The 21,285-nt window shown below is 58.6% G+C and carries 17 protein-coding genes; 6 read left to right on the top strand and 11 right to left on the bottom strand.

Annotated features, from left to right (window positions below):
- Positions 1-74: 74 nt before the first annotated feature.
- From NA619_RS17580 to gbcB, 3 genes are all read right to left on the bottom strand, one after another.
- A complete protein-coding gene (locus NA619_RS17580; RefSeq protein WP_255963101.1) occupies positions 75-1,325 on the bottom strand; it encodes a sarcosine oxidase subunit beta family protein in 1,251 nt (416 codons plus the stop codon).
- A 115-nt stretch (positions 1,326-1,440) separates the two neighbouring features.
- Complete coding sequence (gene glyA / locus NA619_RS17575) at positions 1,441-2,694, bottom strand: serine hydroxymethyltransferase (protein ID WP_255963100.1); 1,254 nt, start codon at positions 2,692-2,694, stop codon at positions 1,441-1,443.
- Between the two features lie 455 nt (positions 2,695-3,149).
- A complete protein-coding gene (gbcB, locus tag NA619_RS17570; RefSeq protein WP_255963099.1) occupies positions 3,150-4,250 on the bottom strand; it encodes a glycine-betaine demethylase subunit GbcB in 1,101 nt (366 codons plus the stop codon).
- Between the two features lie 399 nt (positions 4,251-4,649).
- Here gbcB and gbcA point away from each other — a divergent pair, with 399 nt between their 5' ends.
- Positions 4,650-5,939 (top strand): glycine-betaine demethylase subunit GbcA, encoded by a 1,290-nt coding sequence (gene gbcA / locus NA619_RS17565; protein ID WP_255963098.1) that lies wholly within the window; start codon positions 4,650-4,652, stop codon positions 5,937-5,939.
- Positions 5,940-6,168: 229 nt separating this feature from the next.
- Positions 6,169-6,675, top strand: a complete 507-nt coding sequence (locus tag NA619_RS17560; protein WP_255963097.1) for a gluconokinase — start codon at positions 6,169-6,171, stop codon at positions 6,673-6,675.
- 15 nt (positions 6,676-6,690) lie between these two features.
- On the opposite strand, the gene siaD is transcribed toward NA619_RS17560, so the two are convergent.
- From siaD to ettA, 5 genes are all read right to left on the bottom strand, one after another.
- Positions 6,691-7,476, bottom strand: coding sequence for a biofilm regulation diguanylate cyclase SiaD (siaD, locus tag NA619_RS17555; RefSeq protein WP_255963096.1), 786 nt, complete (start codon positions 7,474-7,476; stop codon positions 6,691-6,693).
- Between the two features lie 9 nt (positions 7,477-7,485).
- Positions 7,486-7,863, bottom strand: coding sequence for a biofilm regulation phosphoprotein SiaC (gene siaC / locus NA619_RS17550; protein ID WP_255963095.1), 378 nt, complete (start codon positions 7,861-7,863; stop codon positions 7,486-7,488).
- 19 nt (positions 7,864-7,882) lie between these two features.
- Positions 7,883-8,428 carry a biofilm regulation protein kinase SiaB gene (gene siaB, locus NA619_RS17545; protein ID WP_255963094.1) on the bottom strand — a complete coding sequence of 182 codons (546 nt, stop codon included), beginning with the start codon at positions 8,426-8,428 and terminating at the stop codon, positions 7,883-7,885.
- A gap of 28 nt (positions 8,429-8,456) precedes the next feature.
- Positions 8,457-10,448, bottom strand: coding sequence for a biofilm regulation protein phosphatase SiaA (siaA, locus tag NA619_RS17540; RefSeq protein ID WP_255963093.1), 1,992 nt, complete (start codon positions 10,446-10,448; stop codon positions 8,457-8,459).
- A gap of 150 nt (positions 10,449-10,598) precedes the next feature.
- A complete protein-coding gene (ettA, locus tag NA619_RS17535) occupies positions 10,599-12,290 on the bottom strand; it encodes an energy-dependent translational throttle protein EttA (RefSeq protein ID WP_255963092.1) in 1,692 nt (563 codons plus the stop codon).
- A 147-nt stretch (positions 12,291-12,437) separates the two neighbouring features.
- Here ettA and NA619_RS17530 point away from each other — a divergent pair, with 147 nt between their 5' ends.
- The 4 genes from NA619_RS17530 to NA619_RS17515 are packed head-to-tail and all read left to right on the top strand — an operon-like array spanning position 12,438 to position 17,909.
- Complete coding sequence (locus NA619_RS17530; protein ID WP_255963091.1) at positions 12,438-13,703, top strand: site-specific integrase; 1,266 nt, start codon at positions 12,438-12,440, stop codon at positions 13,701-13,703.
- Complete coding sequence (locus NA619_RS17525; RefSeq protein ID WP_255963090.1) at positions 13,700-15,286, top strand: site-specific integrase; 1,587 nt, start codon at positions 13,700-13,702, stop codon at positions 15,284-15,286. The genes NA619_RS17530 and NA619_RS17525 overlap by 4 nt, the downstream gene beginning before the upstream one ends.
- Positions 15,283-17,508, top strand: coding sequence for a hypothetical protein (locus tag NA619_RS17520; protein WP_255963089.1), 2,226 nt, complete (start codon positions 15,283-15,285; stop codon positions 17,506-17,508). Before NA619_RS17525 ends, NA619_RS17520 begins: the two co-directional genes overlap by 4 nt.
- Before the next feature lie 2 nt (positions 17,509-17,510).
- On the top strand, positions 17,511-17,909 hold the full coding sequence (locus NA619_RS17515) for a hypothetical protein (RefSeq protein ID WP_255963088.1): 399 nt from the start codon (positions 17,511-17,513) through the stop codon (positions 17,907-17,909).
- Between the two features lie 347 nt (positions 17,910-18,256).
- Here the strand turns inward: NA619_RS17515 and NA619_RS17510 are convergent, their stop codons facing one another.
- The 3 genes from NA619_RS17510 to NA619_RS17500 form a co-directional block, all read right to left on the bottom strand.
- Positions 18,257-19,243 (bottom strand): MDR family oxidoreductase, encoded by a 987-nt coding sequence (locus NA619_RS17510; protein WP_003288722.1) that lies wholly within the window; start codon positions 19,241-19,243, stop codon positions 18,257-18,259.
- 47 nt (positions 19,244-19,290) lie between these two features.
- Positions 19,291-19,923, bottom strand: a complete 633-nt coding sequence (locus NA619_RS17505; RefSeq protein ID WP_078465107.1) for a TetR/AcrR family transcriptional regulator — start codon at positions 19,921-19,923, stop codon at positions 19,291-19,293.
- Between the two features lie 340 nt (positions 19,924-20,263).
- Positions 20,264-21,283: a zinc-binding alcohol dehydrogenase family protein gene (locus NA619_RS17500; RefSeq protein WP_003288728.1), complete on the bottom strand. Its 1,020-nt coding sequence runs from the start codon at positions 21,281-21,283 to the stop codon at positions 20,264-20,266.
- Positions 21,284-21,285: the final 2 nt, after the last annotated feature.

The following is a 21,285-nucleotide window of genomic DNA, read 5'->3' as shown; positions in this document are numbered from 1 at the left end:
AGCCACGCGGGGCAAGCTTGTCTGCCGTCTCCCTTGGGAGAGGGGTATCAGCCGTCGCGCTATGCGCGACCTTCTTAGTGCGCGACTCCGGCGGCGCCGTGTTCGTCGATCAGGGCGCCGTTATGGAAGCGCTCGATGGAGAACGCTTTGGCCAGCGGGTGCATCTCACCCTTGGCCAGGCTGGCGGCAAATACATGGCCGGAACCCGGTGTCGCTTTGAAGCCACCCGTGCCCCAACCGCAGTTGAAGAAGAGGTTTTCTACCGGGGTCTTGGCAATGATCGGGCAGGCGTCCGGGGTGGTGTCGACGATGCCGCCCCATTGGCGGTTCATGCGCACCCGCGAGAGGATCGGGAACATCTCGACGATCGCCTGCAACGTGTGTTCGATGGTGGGGTAGGAACCACGCTGACCGTAACCGACATAGCTGTCGATGCCGGCGCCGATGACCAGGTCGCCTTTGTCCGACTGGCTGATGTAACCGTGCACCGCGTTGGACATGATCACGGTGTCGATAATCGGCTTGATTGGCTCGGATACCAGCGCCTGCAGCGGATGGGACTCGATCGGCAGGCGGAAGCCGGCAAGCTTGGCCATGTGCCCGGAGTTACCGGCCGTGACCACGCCGACGCGCTTGCCGCCGATGAAGCCCTTGTTGGTTTCAACGCCGATGCACACGCCGTTTTCCTTGCGAAAGCCGGTGACTTCGGTCTGCTGAATCAGATCGACGCCCAGGATGTCGGCGGCGCGGGCGTAACCCCAGGCCACCGCATCGTGTCGTGCGACGCCGCCGCGGCGCTGGAGCGATGCGCCGAGAATCGGATAGCGGGTGTTCTTCGAGCAGTCCAGGTAGGGAATCATCTCGGCCACCTGCCGGGCATCTACCACTTCACCGTCGACGCCGTTTAGGCGGTTGGCGCTGACCCGCCGCTCGATGTCGCGCATGTCCTGCAGGGTATGACCGAGGTTGAATACGCCGCGCTGGGAGAACATCACGTTGTAGTTGATGTCCTGGGACAGGCCTTCCCAGAGCTTCATCGCATGCTCGTAGAGTCGCGCCGATTCGTCCCATAGGTAGTTGGAACGCACGATGGTGGTGTTACGTGCGGTATTGCCGCCGCCCAGCCAACCCTTCTCGACCACTGCGACGTTCTTAACGCCGAACACTTTCGCCAGGTAATAAGCCGTGGCCAGGCCATGCCCACCGCCGCCGACGATGACTACGTCGTATACCGGCTTGGGCTTGGGGTTGCGCCACATGCGCTGCCAGTTTTCGTGATGGCTGAATGAGTGCTTGAGCAGGCCGAAGCCGGAATAACGTTGCATGTCGAATGCTCCTGAAAAACGACCGCCTCGAAGCGGTGATGCGACTCGTAGCGGGGGATCACCGATCAGCGATCCACCAACTGGAGGTGGAAGAAAAGTCCTTCCACCCTACGAATCAGCGGTACACCGGATAGTCGGCGCACAGCCCAGCAGCTTGTCGCGCAACCTGTGCCTCGACATCGTCATCGCCGAGGTGATCGAGGATGTCGCAGATCCAGCCAGCGAGCTCGACACTCTGAGCTTCCTTGAAACCGCGTGTGGTGATGGCCGGTGTACCGATACGCAGGCCGGACGTGACGAAGGGCGACTGCGGATCGTTGGGTACGGCGTTCTTGTTGACGGTAATGCCGGCGCGACCCAGGGCAGCGTCTGCGTCCTTACCGGTGATGCCCTGCTTGATCAGGCTGACCAGAAACAGATGGTTATCGGTGCCGCCGGAGACCACGTCGAAGCCGCGGTCGATGAATACCTTGGCCATGGCCTGAGCGTTATTGATCACCTGCTGCTGGTAATCCTTGAAGCCAGGCTCCAGCGCTTCCTTGAAACACACGGCCTTGCCGGCGATGACATGCATCAGCGGTCCGCCTTGAGCCCCCGGGAATACCGCAGAGTTGAGCTTCTTCTCGATATCGGCATTGGCGCGCGCCAGAATCAAGCCGCCACGCGGGCCGCGAAGAGTCTTGTGGGTGGTCGTGGTGACCACATCGGCAAACGGAATCGGGTTCGGATAAAGGCCGGCGGCCACCAGGCCTGCTACGTGGGCCATATCGACGAAGAGCAGCGCACCGACCTTGTCGGCGATGGCGCGGAAGCGCGGGAAGTCCAGAGTCTTCGAATAGGCCGAGAAGCCAGCAACGATCATCTTCGGCTTGCATTCAACCGCCAGGCGCTCGACCTCGTCGTAATCGATCAAACCGGTATCGGTGTCGATGCCGTACTGAACGGCGTTGTACAGCTTGCCGGACGAGCTGACCTTGGCGCCATGGGTCAGGTGACCGCCATGGGCCAGGCTCATGCCCAGAAGGGTGTCACCCGGCTGCAGCAGTGCGAGATACACCGCGCTGTTGGCTGAGGAGCCGGAGTGCGGCTGGACGTTGGCGTAGTCGGCGCCGAACAGCTCCTTGGCCCGGTCGATCGCCAGCTGCTCGACTTTGTCGACATGCTCGCAGCCACCGTAGTAGCGCTTGCCCGGATAGCCTTCGGCATACTTGTTGGTCAGCCCGCTGCCCTGTGCCTGCATGACCCGCTTACTGGTGTAGTTCTCCGAGGCGATCAGTTCGATGTGATGTTCCTGACGCGCTTCCTCGGCATCCATCGCCGCCAGCAGTTCGTCGTCATAGCCTTGAATTTTGTCTTGCTTGCTGAACATCGCGGATCTCCTAAAAGCGCAACTGCGCCATTCGCCTCGGTGAAGGCCTTGGTCTGTCTGGATGCGATGGTAGGGCTGGGCCTTGCCGGGAAGATGCCTGCCTGCGTCTTGTGAGAGTTCGTTTGCGACATGACCTCGTCGTTATCGGAACCCGTGCTGTCGCCCGGCAGGTTTCGCCGCAAACGCCGGCAACAAGCGCCATTGAAGCTGCTCGGTACGAGGTGGGAGGAGGGTGATGAACGCGCACGCGTACCGCAGTCCGAGCCCCAAGTGTCGCTTGGGGCTTGGGCCGATGGATGGCTGCTGCGGCTGGGCGCAAATGACTTGAAGCGAGCGCCTGGAAAGGCGGGCGCGTTTTTGGCAACGGCGCGGAGAGGTGCCTGGCGGGTTCAGGCGGGCGTGCAACTAACGGGCTGGGTGCTGCCGAGCGCGGTCATCGCGCCCGGCAGGAAGGCTCAGTAATCGATGACCACGTCGCCCTGCGGCACGCTGCAGCAGGACAGGATATAGCCTTCAGCCACATCCTCATCGGTGATGCCGCCGTTGTGCTCCATGATCACTTCGCCCGACGTCTTCATGACCTTGCACGTACCGCAAATGCCCATACCGCAGGCCTTGGGTATATGCAGGCCAAGCTGTGCGGCGGCTGAATGAACGGTGTCGCGCGGGCCCACGCGGATGCTCTTGCCCGTCCCGGTGAACTCCACCTGATTGAGATCGGCAAACGGTACATCCGGCGCATCGGCGGCCTGTTCGGCAAGCTCCTGTACATCGCTGCGCACGTCCGCCGGCGTCGCGCCGAAGGATTCTTCGTGATAGCGCTGCATGTCGAAGCCATTGGCGACCAACAGCCGCTTGACCGCATTCATGTACGGCGTTGGTCCGCAGCAGAAGATTTCGCGATCGAGAAAGTCGGGCGCTATCAGCTCCAGCATGCGCTGGTCGAGGTAGCCTCGGTAGCCGGCCCAGGCCTCACCCATGCCATGTTTTTCGCAGATGATGTGCAGGCTGAAATTGCTGACCCGCGACGCCATGTGCTCCAGCTCACGATGGAAGATCACGTCCTTGGGGGAGCGAGCGCTGTGGACGAACACCATATCCACGTTGGCGTTGGTATCGAAATACCAGCGCGCCATCGACATGACCGGCGTGATGCCGACGCCCCCGGACAGGAACAGCACCCGGTCGCTGGGGTAATCGATAACATTGAACAGACCCACGGGGCCGTGTACCGGCAGCAGATCACCCTCGGTGAGGTTGTCGTGCAGCCAGTTGGACACCTTGCCGCCGGGGATGCGCTTGATCGTTACTGAGAAGCTGTAGGGCACCGAAGGTGAGCTGGCGATCGTGTACGAGCGCATCACCTGCTGACCATCAATCTCCAGTTCCAGGGTGACGAACTGACCTGGCTTGAAGAAGTACATGATTGGCTGGTCGGACATGAAGCAAAAGGTGCGAACGTCCCAGGTTTCCTGGATCACCTTCACGCAGCGCACCATATGGCGGCCGTTGGTCCATGTCTGGGTATTGACCGGATTGAGGAAATTGCTGGACATGCTCACCTCGATTGCGCGCTGGCTACAACGGCCTTTTGACGGGTCCTTTTCCAGGGCTGCGACTGCACGACGCATGGCCCTTCTGGCGCAGAATTGTGCGCAACGCGCTACCGGCTCACTTACCTATCCACGACATCGGCATGCTTATCGCGACCAGCCCTGTGTCACGGGCGTTCGGGCGTCGGAAACGGATGCGTGGCTGTCGTCCGTAGATAAGGTTTTCCTCTTGCTCCGCTCCACACTCGGTCGCAGCCGAGCAGGGAAGGTGATCTGGCTGGAGTCGCTTCCTATAGGACGGCATGGATGTTTTTCCGGCTCACGCCTTGCGCTGCATTGAATAGCCATTTTTGTCGCCTGCCAAAGACGCCTGCGAGGCGCGGCCGGCTTGAGGAGCAACCGATGGATGCCACTTCCAACCTGAGCCTGGGCGATCCGCTCGAAGCAGCGCGTAAGGCCACTGCCGAAATGCTGCAGGGGCGCGAGCCAAATTTTTCTCTCCCGCAACCGTTCTATAGCGATGAACGGCTGTTCCAGATCGACATGCAGGAGATCTTTCACAAGGAATGGCTGATTGCGGGCATGACCTGCGAAATTCCAGCGAAGGGCAATTTCCTGACGTTGCAGATCGGCAACAACCCGATCCTGGTGGTTCGCGGTGCGGAAGGCGTTGTGCATGCCTTCCACAACGTATGCCGCCATCGTGGTTCGCGGCTGTGCACCAGTGAAAAGGGCAAGGTCGCCAAGCTGGTCTGTCCGTATCACCAGTGGACTTACGAGCTGGACGGTCGCCTGCTATTTGCCGGCACCGAAATGGGCACCGACTTCGACCTCAATCAGTACGGGCTGAAGCCTGTTCAGTGCAAGACCGCTGGCGGCTACATCTTCATCTCTCTGGCTGAAAATCCACCTGCGATCGATGACTTCCTTGCGACCCTGTCGCACTACATGGAACCCTACGACATGGAGAACACCAAGGTGGCGGTACAAAGCACCCTGGTGGAAAAAGCCAACTGGAAACTGGTCCTCGAGAATAATCGCGAGTGCTACCACTGCAACGGCTCGCACCCGGAGTTGCTCAATACCCTCCTGGAATGGGATGACGTCACCGATCCGCGTGCCAGCCAGGCGTTCAAGGACCATGTGGCCGAGTCCGCCGCCAAGTGGGACGCCGAGCAGATTCCCTATGCCCATGCCAGCTTCGGGCTGCGCAACCGCATCGTGCGCATGCCGTTGCTCAAGGGTACCGTGTCGATGACCATGGATGGCAAGCAGGGTTGCCAGAAGCTGATGGGACGGATCAAGAATCCCGAGCTCGGCTCGATGCGTATCCTGCATCTGCCGCACTCCTGGAACCATTGCATGGGCGATCATGTGATCGTCTTTACCGTCTGGCCGATCAGCGCTCAGGAGACCATGGTCACCACCAAATGGCTTGTGCACAAGGACGCCGTGGAAGGTGTCGACTACGATGTGGCGCGCCTGCGCCAGGTATGGGACGCCACCAACGATCAGGATCGCCGTCTCGCCGAGGAGAACCAGCGCGGAATCAACTCCACGGCTTACCAGCCCGGTCCTTATTCGCAGACCTATGAGTTCGGTGTAGTCAATTTCATCGACTGGTACAGCGAACGCATGTTGAACAACCTGGGATCTGCCGCCGCGCCTTATCTTCGGCAAATCAATACATAACAGCCCACCCGTCAACACCGAACGGCGTCCCCCTCGTGAAGGCGAAGGGACGCCGTTTTCATTTCCAGTTGCGCAACGTGTAGGGGCTTGTCTAGCCGCGATGCAGCGCTTCATGCAGCTGGTTCCAAGGAACTTCACTGCGACCCCAAGACCGAAGAATGGAAGCGGAGGCCTGTGGCTCGTCAAGAGCGCGGGCTGCCTGGAATGTCGCTGCAATGTAGGGGTTCAAGTGATCGTCATTATCATGGGTGTAGCGGGAAGCGGGAAAACCACCATCGGCGAGATGCTAGCCGCTCGCCTGGGATGTGGCTTTTCCGACGCTGACGAGTTTCACAGCAATACCAACAAAGAGAAGATGGCAAGCGGCGTTGCCCTGGAAGACGAAGATCGCCGCCCCTGGCTTGAAGCCATGCGGGCAGCCATCGTCGCGCAGCGCGAGCGCGGAAACGACTGGGTATTTACCTGTTCTGCACTCAAGCGAAGCTATCGAGCGCTTCTCAGCGATGGCGATGACGGAGTGGTCTGGGTCTATCTGGACGGTTCGGAAGAGCTGCTGATGACGCGTCTTGCCACGCGCGCCGGTCACTTCTTCGATCCTGGCTTGTTGCGCAGCCAGCTGCAGACACTGGAGATACCTGCCGACGACGAGGCGCTGCGCGTGGATATCACGCCAGCACCTGAGCAGATCGTCGAGACGCTTGTGCAGCGCCTATCGCGTATCGATACAACCGGCTAGAGGCCAGGGGCTTCGTCAGTCAGCCAGCTCGTAACGGTTGCGCCCATTGCGCTTGGCGCGAAGCAGCGCCACGTCGGCGCGATTGATAGCGCTGGAGTAGTTTTCGTCGGCACGCAGCTCGGACAAGCCCAGGCTTACAGTGACGGACAGCGACTCGTCGTTGATCCTCACACGAAGCCGGGCGACCGCTTCACGTAATCTTTCCATCACGAGAATTGCGCTGTCGGTTGAGGTCTCTGGCATGAGCACAAGGAATTCCTCGCCACCCCACCGGCCGACCAGGTCATGCTCGCGGATCTCGGCCTCCATCACGCGCACGACCTCCATCAACACGTTGTCGCCGATCTCGTGGCCGTGTTCGTCATTGATGGCCTTGAATCGATCTATGTCGACCATGACCACGCATAGGGGCCTGGAGTAACGCTTGGCGCGTTCGCTTTCCTCGCGTAGCCGTTCGGTGAGCAGGCGGCGGTTGGCGATACCGGTCAGGGCGTCATGGGTGGAGGCTTCCCGCAGGGCAATGTTCAGATCGCGCATCATCGTCTGGTAGCGATCGGAAATCCGCGCCACTTTCTCGAGTTGTCTGAGCTGCTTGTCGAAACGGGCCGAAAGACTCATCTCACGTTCACGCACGATGCTCTGATAGCCATCGGACACACGGGCAATTCGCTCGATGCGGTTGAGCAGGCTGTGGTGTGCTTCCCACAGCTGGCTCAGCGTTTCATGCAGCGGGTGGCCCTGGTTGTGCGGATCGGACAGCGATTCCACGACCTGGCTTTCCAACGGGTTTTGCCCACGCATAAGGACCTTCTAGTCGTCACTGAGGATCATGAACGGAAAGGTGCAGTCTTCCTTGAATTCTTCGGCCAGTTCTACCACACGCTCATTGCGTCGATCGTAGTGCCAGTTGACCGTGACCGACTTGCCGTCCTGATGCGCCGCCTCGAGCAGATCGAAGATATCCATGACGGCCTTGATGCTACTGGTGTTCAGATACAGCAGGTGCAGCTCGAGTCGAAGCGGGCGGCCGGCTTCGGCGAGGTAGCGCTCGATCCACTCGATGACCTGGTGGAACAGTTCGTAGGAGTTTTCCGGGTAGGAGTCACCTTGCATGGCGAGCACGCCATTTTCCCAGTCTGACTGTATGGCAGGCGATGACTGGCTGCCGGTAATGATGAAATCGTTCATGTGGTTATGGCTCTTGAAGTCAGATGACCGCGCTCAGGCTGATGAAGGATCGGCCATCGGCAACGGCTTGGAGCGATGCTTTCAATGGTTCACTGGATTTGCGCGCGATATCGATAAGCCCTAAACCGGCACCGCTGACAGTGTTGTCTTTACGGGGTTTGCGCAATTGTTCTTTGTACCTTGCCTTGAGCTGGGTCTTGTCCAGACCGGCCAGATCCTTGATCGTCGCCAGAAGCGCTTCGCCGTCGGCCGTCTCGATGAGGTTGCCGGCTGACACCACATAGCGGCCATCGGCATCGTTGCGCGCGACCACGACCGTGGCGCCAGCCTCCTGGTCCGCCCAGTTGTGCACCTTGGCGTAGTGGCGGATGTTCTGCGTCATCTCTATGTAAACGGCGAAGACATCCATGGCGGAAGACGGATTGGCGTGATCGGCTGCCAGGTAATTGCGCAGCGCGTTGCCTATCTCCTCGATGAGGCTGCGCGATATCGGTCCGTTGAAGCACAGCATAATCTGCTGCCGATTGTAGCTTTCGCGCATGGCGAACAGGTCAAGGCTTTCCATGGGGTAACTCGGCTCCGGTGGATGACGCTCAATCGAAACGGAAACACAGCATTGTGATGTCGTCACGCTGGGGGTAATCGCCCTGGTATTCATCCAGAGTGGCTTTGAACGCGGCGCACTGCTCACTCATGGGAAGACGAGCATGACGCAGGATCATCTCAGCGAAGCGACTGTTACCAAAGCCATAGCCTAGCTCACCGCCTGCCTGGTCAAGGAACCCATCTGTGGCGAGATAAAAGGTACGTCCCGGCTCGAGCTGGATGTCGGCATTCTGGTATTCGCACGGTCGACGGTCCCCGATCGCTCGCCGCCCTGCGCGCAGTTCGTCTATGCGTTCGCCGTCGCTGTAGTAAAGCGCGACCTTGGCGCCTGCATAAGTCACGGTCCTGCGGCTGAAGTCAACGTAGGCCAAGCCCACGTCCATATTGGTGGCGAGCGCGTGTTCGACTGCATCGTCACGCAGCATCTTGCGCACGATGGCGTCGGTGCGGGCAAGAATCGCGGCAGGGTCATGCAGCCCTGCGTCGGCAATCGCCTGGTCGATCGTGGCATGGGCGAGCATGGTCATCAGGGCGCCCGGAACACCGTGTCCGGCGCAGTCGACCACGCCAAGCAGGCAGCCGTGTTCGGCGGAGCGGTATACATAGAAGTCGCCGCCGACGACGTCCCGTGGGTGCCAGAGCACCGCGTGGCGTTCGTCGAGGTCGGCCATCAGCTGACGCTTGGGAAGGATCGAATGCTGGATCAGGCTGGCATATTCGATCGAGTCGTCGATTTTCTTGTGGGCGGCGGCCATGTCTCGGTTGACCTGCTCAAGCTCACGGGTCCGCTCGCGCACGCGGCTCTCCAGTTCACCGGTATGGCTCCGAACCTTCTGCGCCATGCTGCCGAATGCCGCGCTTAGCTCACCGATTTCATCGTTCCGCATCTTCGGCAGCGGCGTATCGAATTGCCCGGCAGCGATAGCTTGAGCGCTCTTGCGCAGCTGACGCAGAGGGCGAAGCACGAGTCTGTCGACCAGCCAGGCGCCTCCGGCGATGAGCAGTAGAAACAGCAGCAGAACCGCGCCGATGGCCGGCAGCAGCGGCCTGATCTCCACCACCTGTGCGGTGCGTAAATCGACGGTACTGGTGACGAACCATTCCAGCTCTGGAATCCAGGCCATCGCCAACAGCCTTGGTTCGTTGTCGATGCTTACCTGCAGCGTGGCCGTGTCGCCTGGGTGCTCTCGACTGTATGCCATGGCCTGGCGCAGCGCTGTGGCCTGGTCGATGTCATCGAGCAGGCCCAGCAGATTGGTTGACAGGGACCGGCCCTGCGGGGTGTCCGCATTAATCGTTACCAGATTCTGGTTCGGGTGGACCAGAATCGAGCCGTAGCTGTCGAGCACCATCGACTCGACGCCTGCCTTGTCATCCCTGATGAAATCATTGATGAACGCGTTCAGGCTGATTCCCGAGCCGACAACGCCCAGCGGCTGATCATCGTCGCGCACGACAACGTTGAACCAGATCTTCAAGTCCTGACTGACAGCCGAGCGATCAACGTTGAGGTGGTAGGGGGCATCGGATCTGAGGGTGATATAGAACCATTCATCCTCGCTTGCATCCGGGCTCATCTCGTAACGTGGCGCCTCACTCGGGACCAGCTCATCACCGTTCGAGTAGTAGCGGCCACTGGCCGCCGAAGCGGCGAAGTAGGAGTGATCGGAAAGCGCTCTTTGATAACCGGCTGCCTCGCTGAAGAACAGCGCACGCTTGGCGGGATCCTCTTCGTCGCGCAGCCATGCCCGGGTGATCTGCGATTCGGCCAGACGCTGCGCCAGTGCCAGCTCGCGCGTAACCGGAGCGAAAAGCCGCTCGCGGTTGAACTGCACGACGTTGCGCGCATAGGCATCGCCGAACCGGCTCTGTATACCTTTGAGCGCTTCTCGCCCGACCAGCGCCGCAACACCTATCGCAAGAACAAAGGTCAGCAATAACGCCAACAGCGATTTGCCACGTAATCCCAGGGCCGCCATGTGGTGGTTATCCGTCCTTTGAATTCAAAGCTGGCAGTGCAGGGGGCAGTGCCGAGCGTCCAAGGTGACAAGTCTGGCATCCAGCCAGTCGCTACCGGTTTGTTCTGCACGCAGGAAAACGGAGCTTTGCAGCTCCGTTTTCCGTTCTCATCAGGCGAGTTTCTTGTACTTCACCCGGTGCGGCTGAGCGGCAGCGTCGCCGAGGCGCTTCTTGCGGTCGGCTTCGTACTCGGTGTAGTTGCCTTCGAAGAAGACGATATCGCCATTGTCCTCATAGGACAGGATGTGGGTGGCGACACGGTCCAGGAACCAGCGATCGTGGGAAATCACGATAGCCGCGCCGGGGAAGTCCAGCAGCGCCTCTTCCAGCGAGCGCAGGGTTTCCACGTCGAGGTCGTTGGACGGTTCGTCGAGCAGCAGCACGTTGGCGCCTTCCTTGAGCGTCAGCGCCAGGTGCAGGCGACCGCGCTCACCGCCGGAGAGGTCCTTGACGAACTTCTGCTGGTCACCGCCCTTGAAGTTGAAACGCCCCACGTAGGTGCGCGACGGGACTTCGTAGTTGCCGATGCGGATCATGTCAGCGCCGTCGGATACCGCTTCCCATACGGATTTGCTGCCATCCAGGTCATCGCGGCTCTGATCGACACAGGCGACCTGCACGGTATCGCCGATTTCGATGCTGCCCGAATCTGGCTGCTCCTTGCCCATGATCATGCGGAACAGGGTGGACTTGCCCGCTCCGTTACCGCCGATCACTCCAACGATGGCGCCCTTGGGCATGCTGAACGACAGGTCCTCGATCAGCACGCGATCACCGTAGCTCTTGGTGACGTTGTTGAAGTCGATGACCTTGTCGCCCAGACGTGGGCCTGCGGGGATGTAGATTTCGTTGGTTTCGCTGCGCTTCTGGAATTCCTGCGACTGCATTTCCTCGAAGCGCTGCAGGCGTGCCTTGGATTTGGACTGGCGGGCCTTGGCGCCTTTGCGCACCCACTCCAGTTCTTCCTTCATGGCCTTTTCATGAGCCGACTGCTGCTTGGATTCCTGCGCCAGACGGTTGGATTTCGCTTCCAGCCAGCCGGAGTAGTTGCCCTCGTAAGGAATGCCCTGGCCGCGGTCGAGTTCCAGAATCCAGCCAGCCACGTTGTCGAGGAAGTAACGATCGTGGGTGATCGCAACCACGGTGCCGGGGAAGTCATGGAGGAAGTGCTCCAGCCAGGCCACCGAATCGGCGTCCAGGTGGTTGGTCGGTTCGTCCAGCAGCAGCATGTCCGGTGCAGACAGCAGCAGGCGGCACAGCGCGACACGGCGCTTCTCGCCGCCGGACAGGTGCTCGACCGTTGCGTCCCATGGCGGCAGGCGCAGGGCATCGGCGGCAACTTCCAGCTGGCGCTCGAGGTTGTGCCCGTCGCTGGCCTGCAGGATGGCTTCGAGTTTGGCCTGCTCGGACGCCAACTTGTCGAAGTCCGCGTCGGGTTCGGCATAGGCAGCGTAAACCTCGTCCAGGCGTGCCTGGGCGTCCTTAATGCTGCTGACCGCTTCTTCTACGACTTCGCGCACAGTCTTGCTTGGATCGAGCTCGGGTTCCTGCGGGAGGTAGCCGACGTTCAATTCGGGCATCGCCCGCGCTTCGCCATCGAATTCGGTGTCGACACCCGCCATGATCTTCAGCAGGGTGGACTTGCCCGAGCCGTTGAGGCCGAGCACGCCGATCTTGGCGCCGGGAAAGAACGACAGGGAAATGTTCTTGAGAATTTCACGCTTCGGCGGAACGACTTTGCCGAGCCGATGCATGGTATAGACGTAAGAGCCTGTTTTGCCTGCTTTGTCATTTTTTGACATGGTTTGATTCGCCTTTAATCCTGTATTTTCAATGCCTTAAAGGTAGAGACAGGCGCTTAAATTCTGAAAAATGAACGTTAAGTTTTGCGCTGACCGTCCGATGCCCCTGACTATACTTGGAAAAGTTATGTTTTATGAGGGAGCAACATGGGTTTCCAAGTCATAGAGCTGGTGGTGAATGCTGCTCGAAGAAAGTTGCTGGTGCAAGACCACATCCCTGCGTACTACCCCAACCTATACATCACCATGGAGCACTCGGGCAGAGCCCTCGAAACAACCAAGAAGTACCTTGAACATCTGGCTGTGTTTGAGGAGTTTCTGGCTTTTTCTTCCATTGATCTGATTTCTCACCTCGAACAGCGCCCTCACAGCCAATACCTCACAGACAGTGAGCTTTCTAGGTTTGTGTCGGACGCGGGGTTCAGCAAGGAAACCTTGGCCATGAAGTATGCGGGGGGGCGTTTGCATCCGACCACCTACAAATCCGTCGGCAAAGTTCATGCGCAGCAGCGAATCGAGGCGGTACGCGACTATCTGGCCTTCCTCTATGACAAGTTGGGTGATCACTCAACACGATATGAGGCAGTTGACGATCTAAAGAGGCGCATCAACCGCAAGATCAAAGCAGCCAGCCCTGCGTGGAAAAAAACGCGAACGGACGAAATGAAGGGGCTTACGAGCCAGGCGCGAACTCGATTGCTGGAAATCATGCATCCGGATTGCGGCGAGAACCCCTTTTCAGATGAAGCCATCAGGCTGCGTAACTACATCATTTTGCTATTGGGTCTAGACATGGGGCTGCGACGCTCCGAGATGCTGCTGATCAAGACCAGCGATATTCACTGGCACAGTCGTCAGCTAGCGGTGGTCAACCTGGAGGATGAGAGCCTCGATCCACGAACCATGGCTCCTCAGTTCAAAACCCGCGAGCGCATGCTGGTGATGACCGATGACCTGTATGGCGCAATCACTAAGTACGAATCGGAATATCGCCGCAGAAAGCCCCGTAACGGCAAATCGCAAGCGACAAGGCATCCGTTTTTGCTCGTGGCACACAAGCGAAATGAGGGCGGACCTCTAACCATCAAGGCAGTGGATGGCGTTCTGTCCAGGGTCCGAGAAGTAGCGCCGGAACTGGCTCATGTGCACACGCATATTTTGAGGCATGACGCGGTCTACACGATGCTGGAAAGCATGCGTGAGGAACTGGCAGCGCTCACGCCGGAGGATCGCACCACGCAAGTTCAAAAGACCCTCACATGGATGTTCGGCTGGAGCCCCGAGTCGAACATGCCCGGCCTCTACGGCGCGAAGTTCTGGAAGGAAGAGGCAGACAAAGCGATACAGAAACGGGCCGAGCGGTTTACGGCCAATGGTCAAAAGGCCGGCAAGACACCAGGAGTTCCAGAGTGAAAATCTCCTTCGAAGCACTTCAGGCACCCACGAAGGACAGCCTCGATGCGTGGTTGAACACGCCTCGCCTGGCGAAATGTGGGGAGGTGTTCACACCCATCGAACCGGTGTGGAGACCAGATAAATCGGCTCATTACTCAGTCAACTGGAAAGCGGCTATTGCCTGCGTCTCGCCGGATTTGCAGCGCTGGTTGCATGCCGCCCTGGCGTACCGAATGGCCGATATGGCAGCGATCACAGTTGCGAAGGCCGCCAATGTGTTGTCGCGGGCTGCTCAGGACGGGATTGACCCGTTCAACGAGGATCACTTGATCGATTTGCGGGAGCGCTTTACCACAGGTGAGTTTTGTGCGATTGCCGCTTTCATGGCGTTTTGGCACGACTGCGAATCCCTCGAACAGCGCCCATCGCAACTTCTGATAGATGCCTACAAGGCAATGCCCAGGAAAAAGAGAACCAGCAACGATGTGATCCTCAGCCTGGACCCCGAACAAGGCCCACTCACACAGTTTGAGCAGGACGCGCTGCATCAATGGATACATGAGCAGTTTTGTCATGGGCAGTTAGATTGCGAGCAGTACCTGTACCTGCGCCTGATGATGATTTATGGGCAACGTGGCTTTCAGTTGCGAATGATGGTCTTTGGTGATTTCACGAAGATCGATCAGGGGTGCACGGTCAGGTTTCATTGGGCAAAGCAAAAAGGCTACGAGGCGGGTTGGCGTGCAAAGGCCGAAACATTCAGTCTGGATGAGGACCTCTTCAACACTGTGCGGGCCTACAAAGCAATGGTTCTGGCGCAACTCTGGCAAGCGTATCCAGACGGTGCCGACTGGAATGCAGCCATTGAGAATGTACCCCTCTTTCGTCGGAAGCTGAATGATGAAGCAGGATGTCGGGAGCGGTTGACTCCCCCTGTTTTGCTCGACAGCCCCCTTCAAAAAGACCTCGAAGCCGCGCCGCAGCCGACCTTTCATATCGGGTCAGGCACGATCAGGCGTTGGCTTAGGTGCATCGAGCGGATGGAGGGCTTTCCGATTTCGCCTCGCACCCAGCAGCCGCTGAAAGTGACGCGTGGGCACCGGTTCAGGCACACCCTCGGCACGGACCTTTCCAATGCGGGACTGGATGAGTGGACGATGGCACGTGCTTTGATGCAAAGCGATACTCGAGCAGTGCGGAAGTACCGCGCCGTGTCGCCGGAGTTGCTGGCGTTGATCGACGCGAAGATGAGCGACCATCTGGCCTTGGTTGTGAATGCGTTCACCGGGATCATCGTCACGGATCGCACCTCAGCGAAAAACGGGGATCGAGCGGATCGACAAATCGAGGATGTGGCAGTATGCGGTGCCACTGCCGCCTGCCATCTCGATGCGCCGGACACCTGTTACGCATGCGGAAAATTCCAACCCCTTCTGCACGCCAATCACCGTGCGGTCCTTGAGCGATTGGAACGTCGTCGGGCGCAAACCATTGCAATGGATAAAACGACCGGTGTGCTCTGGGATCGGGCCATTCTGGCTTGCCGAAAGGTGATTCTAGATTGTGAGGCCATGCTCCGATCGGGGAGGATAGGCGAATGACCGATGCGTTTTATTCTGAACCGACGAACAACATTGTCGTTTTTAAGCCCAGGAGCCAACTCGCTGCAGAGGCTCAGCTCGCGGCGTTTATCGAATGGGCAAAACAGACCCTGCCCAAAGGCATTCCCAATCGAGTGCACGCGAGTATTCGCTGGGAAGACGGCAGTTGGCACCCGCATGGCTTCGAAGGCTGTAGCTTCACGGCGCTCGGAACGACCAAAGTTGCCCCAAAGGCGATGCAGGCACCTTTCACGGAGTTTGCCAAAGCCATAGTGGTGTATCGAAGGGTGTATTTGCAGAAAAAGGCGACGAAAGAATGGCTGAGAGTTTTGGCCGCGCTGGAAGTCGCCCTGTTCGAGTTGACCGGCACGCGGGATGTGACGCGGGTGTCCGCCGCTGTCTGTAATGAAGCGTGCGAGCACATGAGCCGTCACTGGACAAAAGGCAACACCGCATACTGTTTCAGTAAGACACTTGAGGCCATCATCGCCCTGATGCGGGCCAAAAAACTGCTCAAGTTAGATTTCCGATGGACCTCTCCGCTGACGCAGAGGTCGCTTGGCACGCTCAAGCAGCAAAAAGCGGATCGGGAACAGAAGCTGCCCAACCCTGACGCGATCAGAGCCCTCGGGGAAATGTTCACTAACGAAGCGACCCGTCCGCTCGATACCGTTGTGACATCCGCCTGTGCGCTGTTGCTGAGTGTACCCAGTCGCGTGGGTGAATTGGCGGATGTTGAATTGGATTGCCTGGTATTCAAGGAGGATACCCAGGGCAATCGGCGCATGTTCGTGCGCTGGTACGCGGAAAAAATAAACCAGGTGACGCTGAAGCCCGTCGTTAAGCCGGAGATGGAGCCGGTCGTCGAGCGGGTCATCGCGTTACTGAAACCTATCACCGATGAGGCGCGGGATTACTCCGCCTGGCTGGAAAACCATCCCGATGAGTTTCCGCCCCATGAAGGACTGCCACCCAAGGGGCCTGATGAACCGCTTACGTACGACGAAGCCTGTGCAGCGCTGAAACTCACCATTTCTAAGGACCGTGGCTCGCGAGAGATATTTGTTGCCAAGTTCCTGAAATCTCTGGAGAAGCGAAAGGCGCTTAGCCCCGCCGCCCGAGCCCTTTTGGGCGAGATCCGTGATGGGTGGAAAACCCCAAGGAAGAAGAACTTCGTCGAGGGTAGGCCAGGAGTCCAGGGTGTTGAACTTGACGACCGGAGTGTGATCACGCTCCGCAAGCTCAATGTGCTGTTGCGGGAGAAGTATCTTCCAAAGGATTTTCCATACACTACGCCGTACACGGAGGGCAAAGCTCGTGTGAAGTATCGTGATGCGTTGTTCACAGTGCGAACGGGAGCACTGACTGAAGACTCAGCTCACGTTGTGAAACACGGGTTTGGCGTGGAGATCGCGGCGAAAACTAACCGATTGAATGCGCAATTAGGCGGTACGAGCAACCAGACAAAGAAAGGCCTGTTCGAGCGCTATGGCTACCCTGGTGTCAAGGTCAACACGCATGCGTTTCGGCACGAATTGAACACGCGGATGCACCAGGCCGGTCTGTCGCAACTCCTAATTGACGCCTTCTCCGGGCGCACGACGATGGGGTCGGTCTACAACCATGAAACCATCGAGGAACGCACCCAAGCAGTTGCGGCTTACCACCCCAAAACGAAGCACAGCACCGCTGCTCAGCGTCTGAACAAGGTCAAAACCAATCAGCCGCTGAGCCTGGTAGATGTGAGGGAACTGCGCGAGGGTGAGCAGGACCGCATTATCCATCAAACCCATCTCGGCGTCTGTGTGCACAACTTTGCATCCGAGCCCTGCCCGAAAATGGGTGCCTGTTTAGACTGCGGGCTGCTCGGTTGCGTCAAAGGGGATGACGTGAAGCTTGGTAACCTCAAGGAAGAACGCGACGACCTCAAACTCCGCCTCGATAAAGCCCTGGATGCGCAGTCTCGGAGTGTTTTTGGGGCGTCGGAGTCGGCAAAAAAAGTGGGTGAGAAGCTCTTTAAATGCGAGGCGCTTATCCAAACGCTGGAAAACCCCGAACTCGAAAACGGTGACATTGTGTGGAACGCCGACAACGGTTGGACGCTGACCAAGAACGCCGCCGCAATGTCGGGGCTGATCGAAGTAAAAGCCATTGAAAACCAGGCGCAGGCGTTGCCATCGCAGGATGAGGTCAAGGCTTTGCTGGATGAGATTGAGGGTTAACGATGGGGCATTTAACGCCAAAGGGTGAGAAGCGCATCATCAAGCTGATTGAGGAATGGTCAGAGCAGAAGCTGACCTGGCCTTTGCTCGTTGACGCCTGCAAAGAAAAACTGGGTATAAGTCGTGCTCGCCAGTCCCTGATGAATCTACCTGCCGTGGATCTGGCGATGAAGAATCGCAAGGCGGCATTGAAGGCTAAAAAGCTGAAGCCGGGCTGGATTGGCGATATTCAGGCAGCCAACGAGCGCATCGAAGAACTGACAGCGACCAATCAGAAGCTGTTAGCTGCTGTTCGAGATATGCATAGTCGGTTTTTGATCTGGCAAGCCAATGCGGATATGCACGGGCTAACGCAATCGATGTTGGAGCGGCCGGTTTCACAGCTTCGAAAAAAGACCTGATCCGGTGTTAAGAAACTTATACCTGGAAAAGACTTATGGCAGCTACGCCCTGAAACTAGAGCACTCGGACCATGCTCCGCGCTACGTTTGTGACGGGCAGCTTTCGGCCAATAGCGGTCGTTTACAATGGTTTAACAGTGTGATGGGCCAGTGAAGCCAAGGCTTGTCGCGAAATACCATCCGTACAGGGCTGGTTGGCGAGTGTTAAGGCTCGATAAAATCGACATTCCTGAAGGGCTCGTCAGGCCGGTTAGCAACGGCTTCAAGTGCCAACCGACCTAGATCAGGCGGCCTGGGTCAGGTCAGGGGAGCCGAACCCAGGAAGGGCTTTGTTAAAAGCAGGGGTATCAGTAACGGTTGACATCAACCACAACGCGCCCTCGGACTTTGCCATTGAGCAGATCATGGGCCATGTCAATGGCCTCGCTGAGCGCGATCTCCCGAGTCATTTCATCCAGTAGCGCCAAGCCCAATTCTGAGGACAGGCGCTGCCAAGCCGTTACCCGTTCCTCATAGGGGCGGGTCACACTGTTGATTCCCAGCAAGCTGACCCCGCGCAGGATAAAGGGGGCGACAGTGGCTGGGAAATCCATGCCCTGGGCCAGGCCGCATGCCGCAACGGCGCCATCTGCACGTGTGCTGGCGCAGGCATTGGCCAGAGTATAGCTACCCACCGAGTCGATTACTGCTGCCCAGCGCTCTGCTGCCAGGGGGCGCCCTGGGCTACCCAGCTCGGCTCGATCGATGATTGTGCTAGCACCCAGGTGCTTCAGATAGTCAGCTTCGGCCGGACGACCGGTTGAAGCGGTTACCGAATAACCGCGCTTGGCTAGCAGTGCGATGGCAAAGCTACCAACCCCACCATTGGCACCTGTGACCAGCACTTCACCACTCTCTGGTGACAAGCCGTGACGCTCCAGTGCGATCAGGCTCAGCATGGCGGTATAACCGGCAGTACCGATTGCCATGGCCTGCCGTGCGCTCAGTTGAGCGGGCTGGGGAATCAGCCAGTCACCTTTAAGCCTGGCTTTTTGAGCAAGGCCCCCCCAGTGCGTCTCACCAACGCCCCAACCATTGAGTAACACCCGGTCGCCAACCTTGTAACGAGCATGATCGCTGGCTTCGACAACGCCTGCCAGGTCAATGCCAGGAACCATGGGGAACCGCCGTACCACCGGACTACGTCCGCTGATGGCGAGACCATCCTTGTAGTTGAGCGTGCTGTACTCGACGCGCACGGTAACGTCGCCCTCAGGCAGCTGCGAGTCATCAAGCTCGGTCAGCCGCGTCTGATAGTTGTCGTCGTTTTTCTCGATGAGTAATGCGTGGAACATGGTCTCTCCTTATTTAGACTGATCGTCTTTAAATGGTCGAAAAAACACTACCTCGCGGCACCGGCCAGAAAGCCCTTGGCAAAGGTGTCTAGTGGTTGGGCGTTCTGCGCCAGCTTGGCGCGTAGTACTGCGCCTTCCCAGCCAATCCAGAAATAAGCGGCAAGCGCATCGCAATCGCTGTCGGGCTCCAGCTGCCCGTGGTTGACTGCCTGAACCAGGCAATTGGCCAGCCGGTCTTGCCAGTCGAGGAGGACATCCTCCAGTGCTTGGCGAAAACTGGCGGGTAGTGCCGTGATCTCCTGACCAAGGTTGCCGACCAGACAACCTCGGCGAAACTCATGCTTGGCCATGCCGGCTTTGGCATCATCGACGAAATTGCTCAGGCGTTGCAGGGGCGGTACCTGATCGTCCAGCAGCCAGCGATCCAGTTTGCGCGCGAAATAAGCGGCATAGCGCTGCAGCACCTCTTGGACGAAGGCTTCCTTACTGTCGAAGTAGTGATAGAACGAACCCTTTGGTACGCGCACGCGCTTCAGGACGGCATCTATGCCGGTGGCGGCAAAACCCTGTTCGGTCAGCACTTCCATGCCGCAACACAGTAATGCCTCGCGAGTGTCGTCAAAGCCTCTCGCGACTTTGGGTGGTCGGCCACGGCGGGCTTGGGGCTTTGAAGTAGTCATGGGAATACATTAGACCGACTGTCTACAATGTCAACATTCTGTCTGCTTGTCGTAAATGCGGTTTGGGATTCAGTGCTTTATGCATGGCCAAACGTCTGCTCTGCCGTTTCCAAAGCGTCATCTACCTCGATCCCGAGATATCGACGGCATAGCCGGTAGCGTTGTTCATATGGGGTTCCTATTAGTTGGACGTTTCGGATGAAGTCGTTGACGGCTGGGTGATGGTCTTGCGAGACGATCTCAATAGGAGGCATTTCAAGGCGCTCACTGAATCGCTCATGGGCGCTACTCTTGAATCCAGCATTGGCTACCTACCGCATGAGCCGGTAGCCAGATACCGTCAGAAGCCCTCCAGAACGATCTTGCCCTTTGCCTTGCCGCTCTCCAGCAAGGCATGGGCGCGACGTAGGTTTTCGGCGCTGATACGCCCGTAGTTTTCGCCAACGGTGGTGCGCAACACACCCGCATCGATCTGGCGGGCCACTTCATTGAGGATGTTGTGCTGCTCCTGCATGTCCTCGGTCTCGTACAGCGAGCGCGTGTACATCAGCTCCCAGTGCAGCGACAGGCTCTTGCGTTTGAGCGGTACGACGTCCAGCGTGGCCGGGTCATCGATCAGGCCCAACCTGCCCTGTGGCTTCAGTGACTCGATGATCTGCTCGTAATGCCGATCGGTCTGCGTCAGGCTTGCGACGTAGCTGACCTGCGGAAGGCCGATGCGCTTGAGCTCTTCGCTCAGTGGTTTGGTGTGATCGATCACGTAATGGGCGCCGAGTTCGGTGACCCAGGCCTGGGTTTCAGGGCGCGAAGCCGTACCAATGACGGTCAGGCCGGTCAACTGACGCGCCAGCTGAGTCATGATTGAACCCACCCCGCCTGCAGCGCCAATGATCAGCAGCGTTTCGCCACGGTCGGTGGTGTCGCGCGCTACGCCGAGGCGATCAAATAGCAATTCCCAAGCGGTCAGAGACGTCAGGGGAAGCGCCGCGGCCTGGGCGAACTCCAGCGACTGTGGCATCGATCCGACAATGCGCTCGTCTACCAGCTGCAACTCACTGTTGCTGCCCGGGCGGATCAGCGACCCGGCGTACCACACCTTGTCACCGGGCTTGAACAGCGTTACGTCGGAACCGACCGACTTGACCACGCCGGCAGCGTCCCAACCGAGGATGCGCGGCTGTGTTTCGTCTGTATGCGGCACGTAGCCCTGGCGGACTTTGGTATCGACCGGGTTGACCGATACGGCCTTGACTTCTACCAGCAGGTCGCGCGGCCCCGGCACTGGCTCGGGTAGATCGATCTCCACGAGGGCGTCAGGGTTCTCAACAGGCAGGCATTTGAAGTGTGCAATCGCTTTCATTC

Source organism: Stutzerimonas stutzeri (assembly GCF_024448895.1).
Taxonomy (GTDB): Bacteria; Pseudomonadota; Gammaproteobacteria; order Pseudomonadales; family Pseudomonadaceae; genus Stutzerimonas; species Stutzerimonas stutzeri_Q.
This window is presented reverse-complemented; position numbering and strand designations above follow the sequence as displayed.

Coding starts and splice junctions, on each gene's coding strand:
- NA619_RS17580 (WP_255963101.1), bottom strand. CDS start 1,325: ATGCAACGTTATTCCGGCTTCGGCCTGCTCAAGCACTCATTCAGCCAT.
- glyA (WP_255963100.1), bottom strand. CDS start 2,694: ATGTTCAGCAAGCAAGACAAAATTCAAGGCTATGACGACGAACTGCTG.
- gbcB (WP_255963099.1), bottom strand. CDS start 4,250: ATGTCCAGCAATTTCCTCAATCCGGTCAATACCCAGACATGGACCAAC.
- gbcA (WP_255963098.1), top strand. CDS start 4,650: ATGGATGCCACTTCCAACCTGAGCCTGGGCGATCCGCTCGAAGCAGCG.
- siaD (WP_255963096.1), bottom strand. CDS start 7,476: ATGCGTGGGCAAAACCCGTTGGAAAGCCAGGTCGTGGAATCGCTGTCC.
- siaC (WP_255963095.1), bottom strand. CDS start 7,863: ATGAACGATTTCATCATTACCGGCAGCCAGTCATCGCCTGCCATACAG.
- siaB (WP_255963094.1), bottom strand. CDS start 8,428: ATGGAAAGCCTTGACCTGTTCGCCATGCGCGAAAGCTACAATCGGCAG.
- siaA (WP_255963093.1), bottom strand. CDS start 10,448: ATGGCGGCCCTGGGATTACGTGGCAAATCGCTGTTGGCGTTATTGCTG.
- ettA (WP_255963092.1), bottom strand. CDS start 12,290: ATGTCAAAAAATGACAAAGCAGGCAAAACAGGCTCTTACGTCTATACC.
- NA619_RS17530 (WP_255963091.1), top strand. CDS start 12,438: ATGGGTTTCCAAGTCATAGAGCTGGTGGTGAATGCTGCTCGAAGAAAG.
- NA619_RS17520 (WP_255963089.1), top strand. CDS start 15,283: ATGACCGATGCGTTTTATTCTGAACCGACGAACAACATTGTCGTTTTT.
- NA619_RS17515 (WP_255963088.1), top strand. CDS start 17,511: ATGGGGCATTTAACGCCAAAGGGTGAGAAGCGCATCATCAAGCTGATT.
- NA619_RS17510 (WP_003288722.1), bottom strand. CDS start 19,243: ATGTTCCACGCATTACTCATCGAGAAAAACGACGACAACTATCAGACG.
- NA619_RS17505 (WP_078465107.1), bottom strand. CDS start 19,923: ATGACTACTTCAAAGCCCCAAGCCCGCCGTGGCCGACCACCCAAAGTC.
- NA619_RS17500 (WP_003288728.1), bottom strand. CDS start 21,283: ATGAAAGCGATTGCACACTTCAAATGCCTGCCTGTTGAGAACCCTGAC.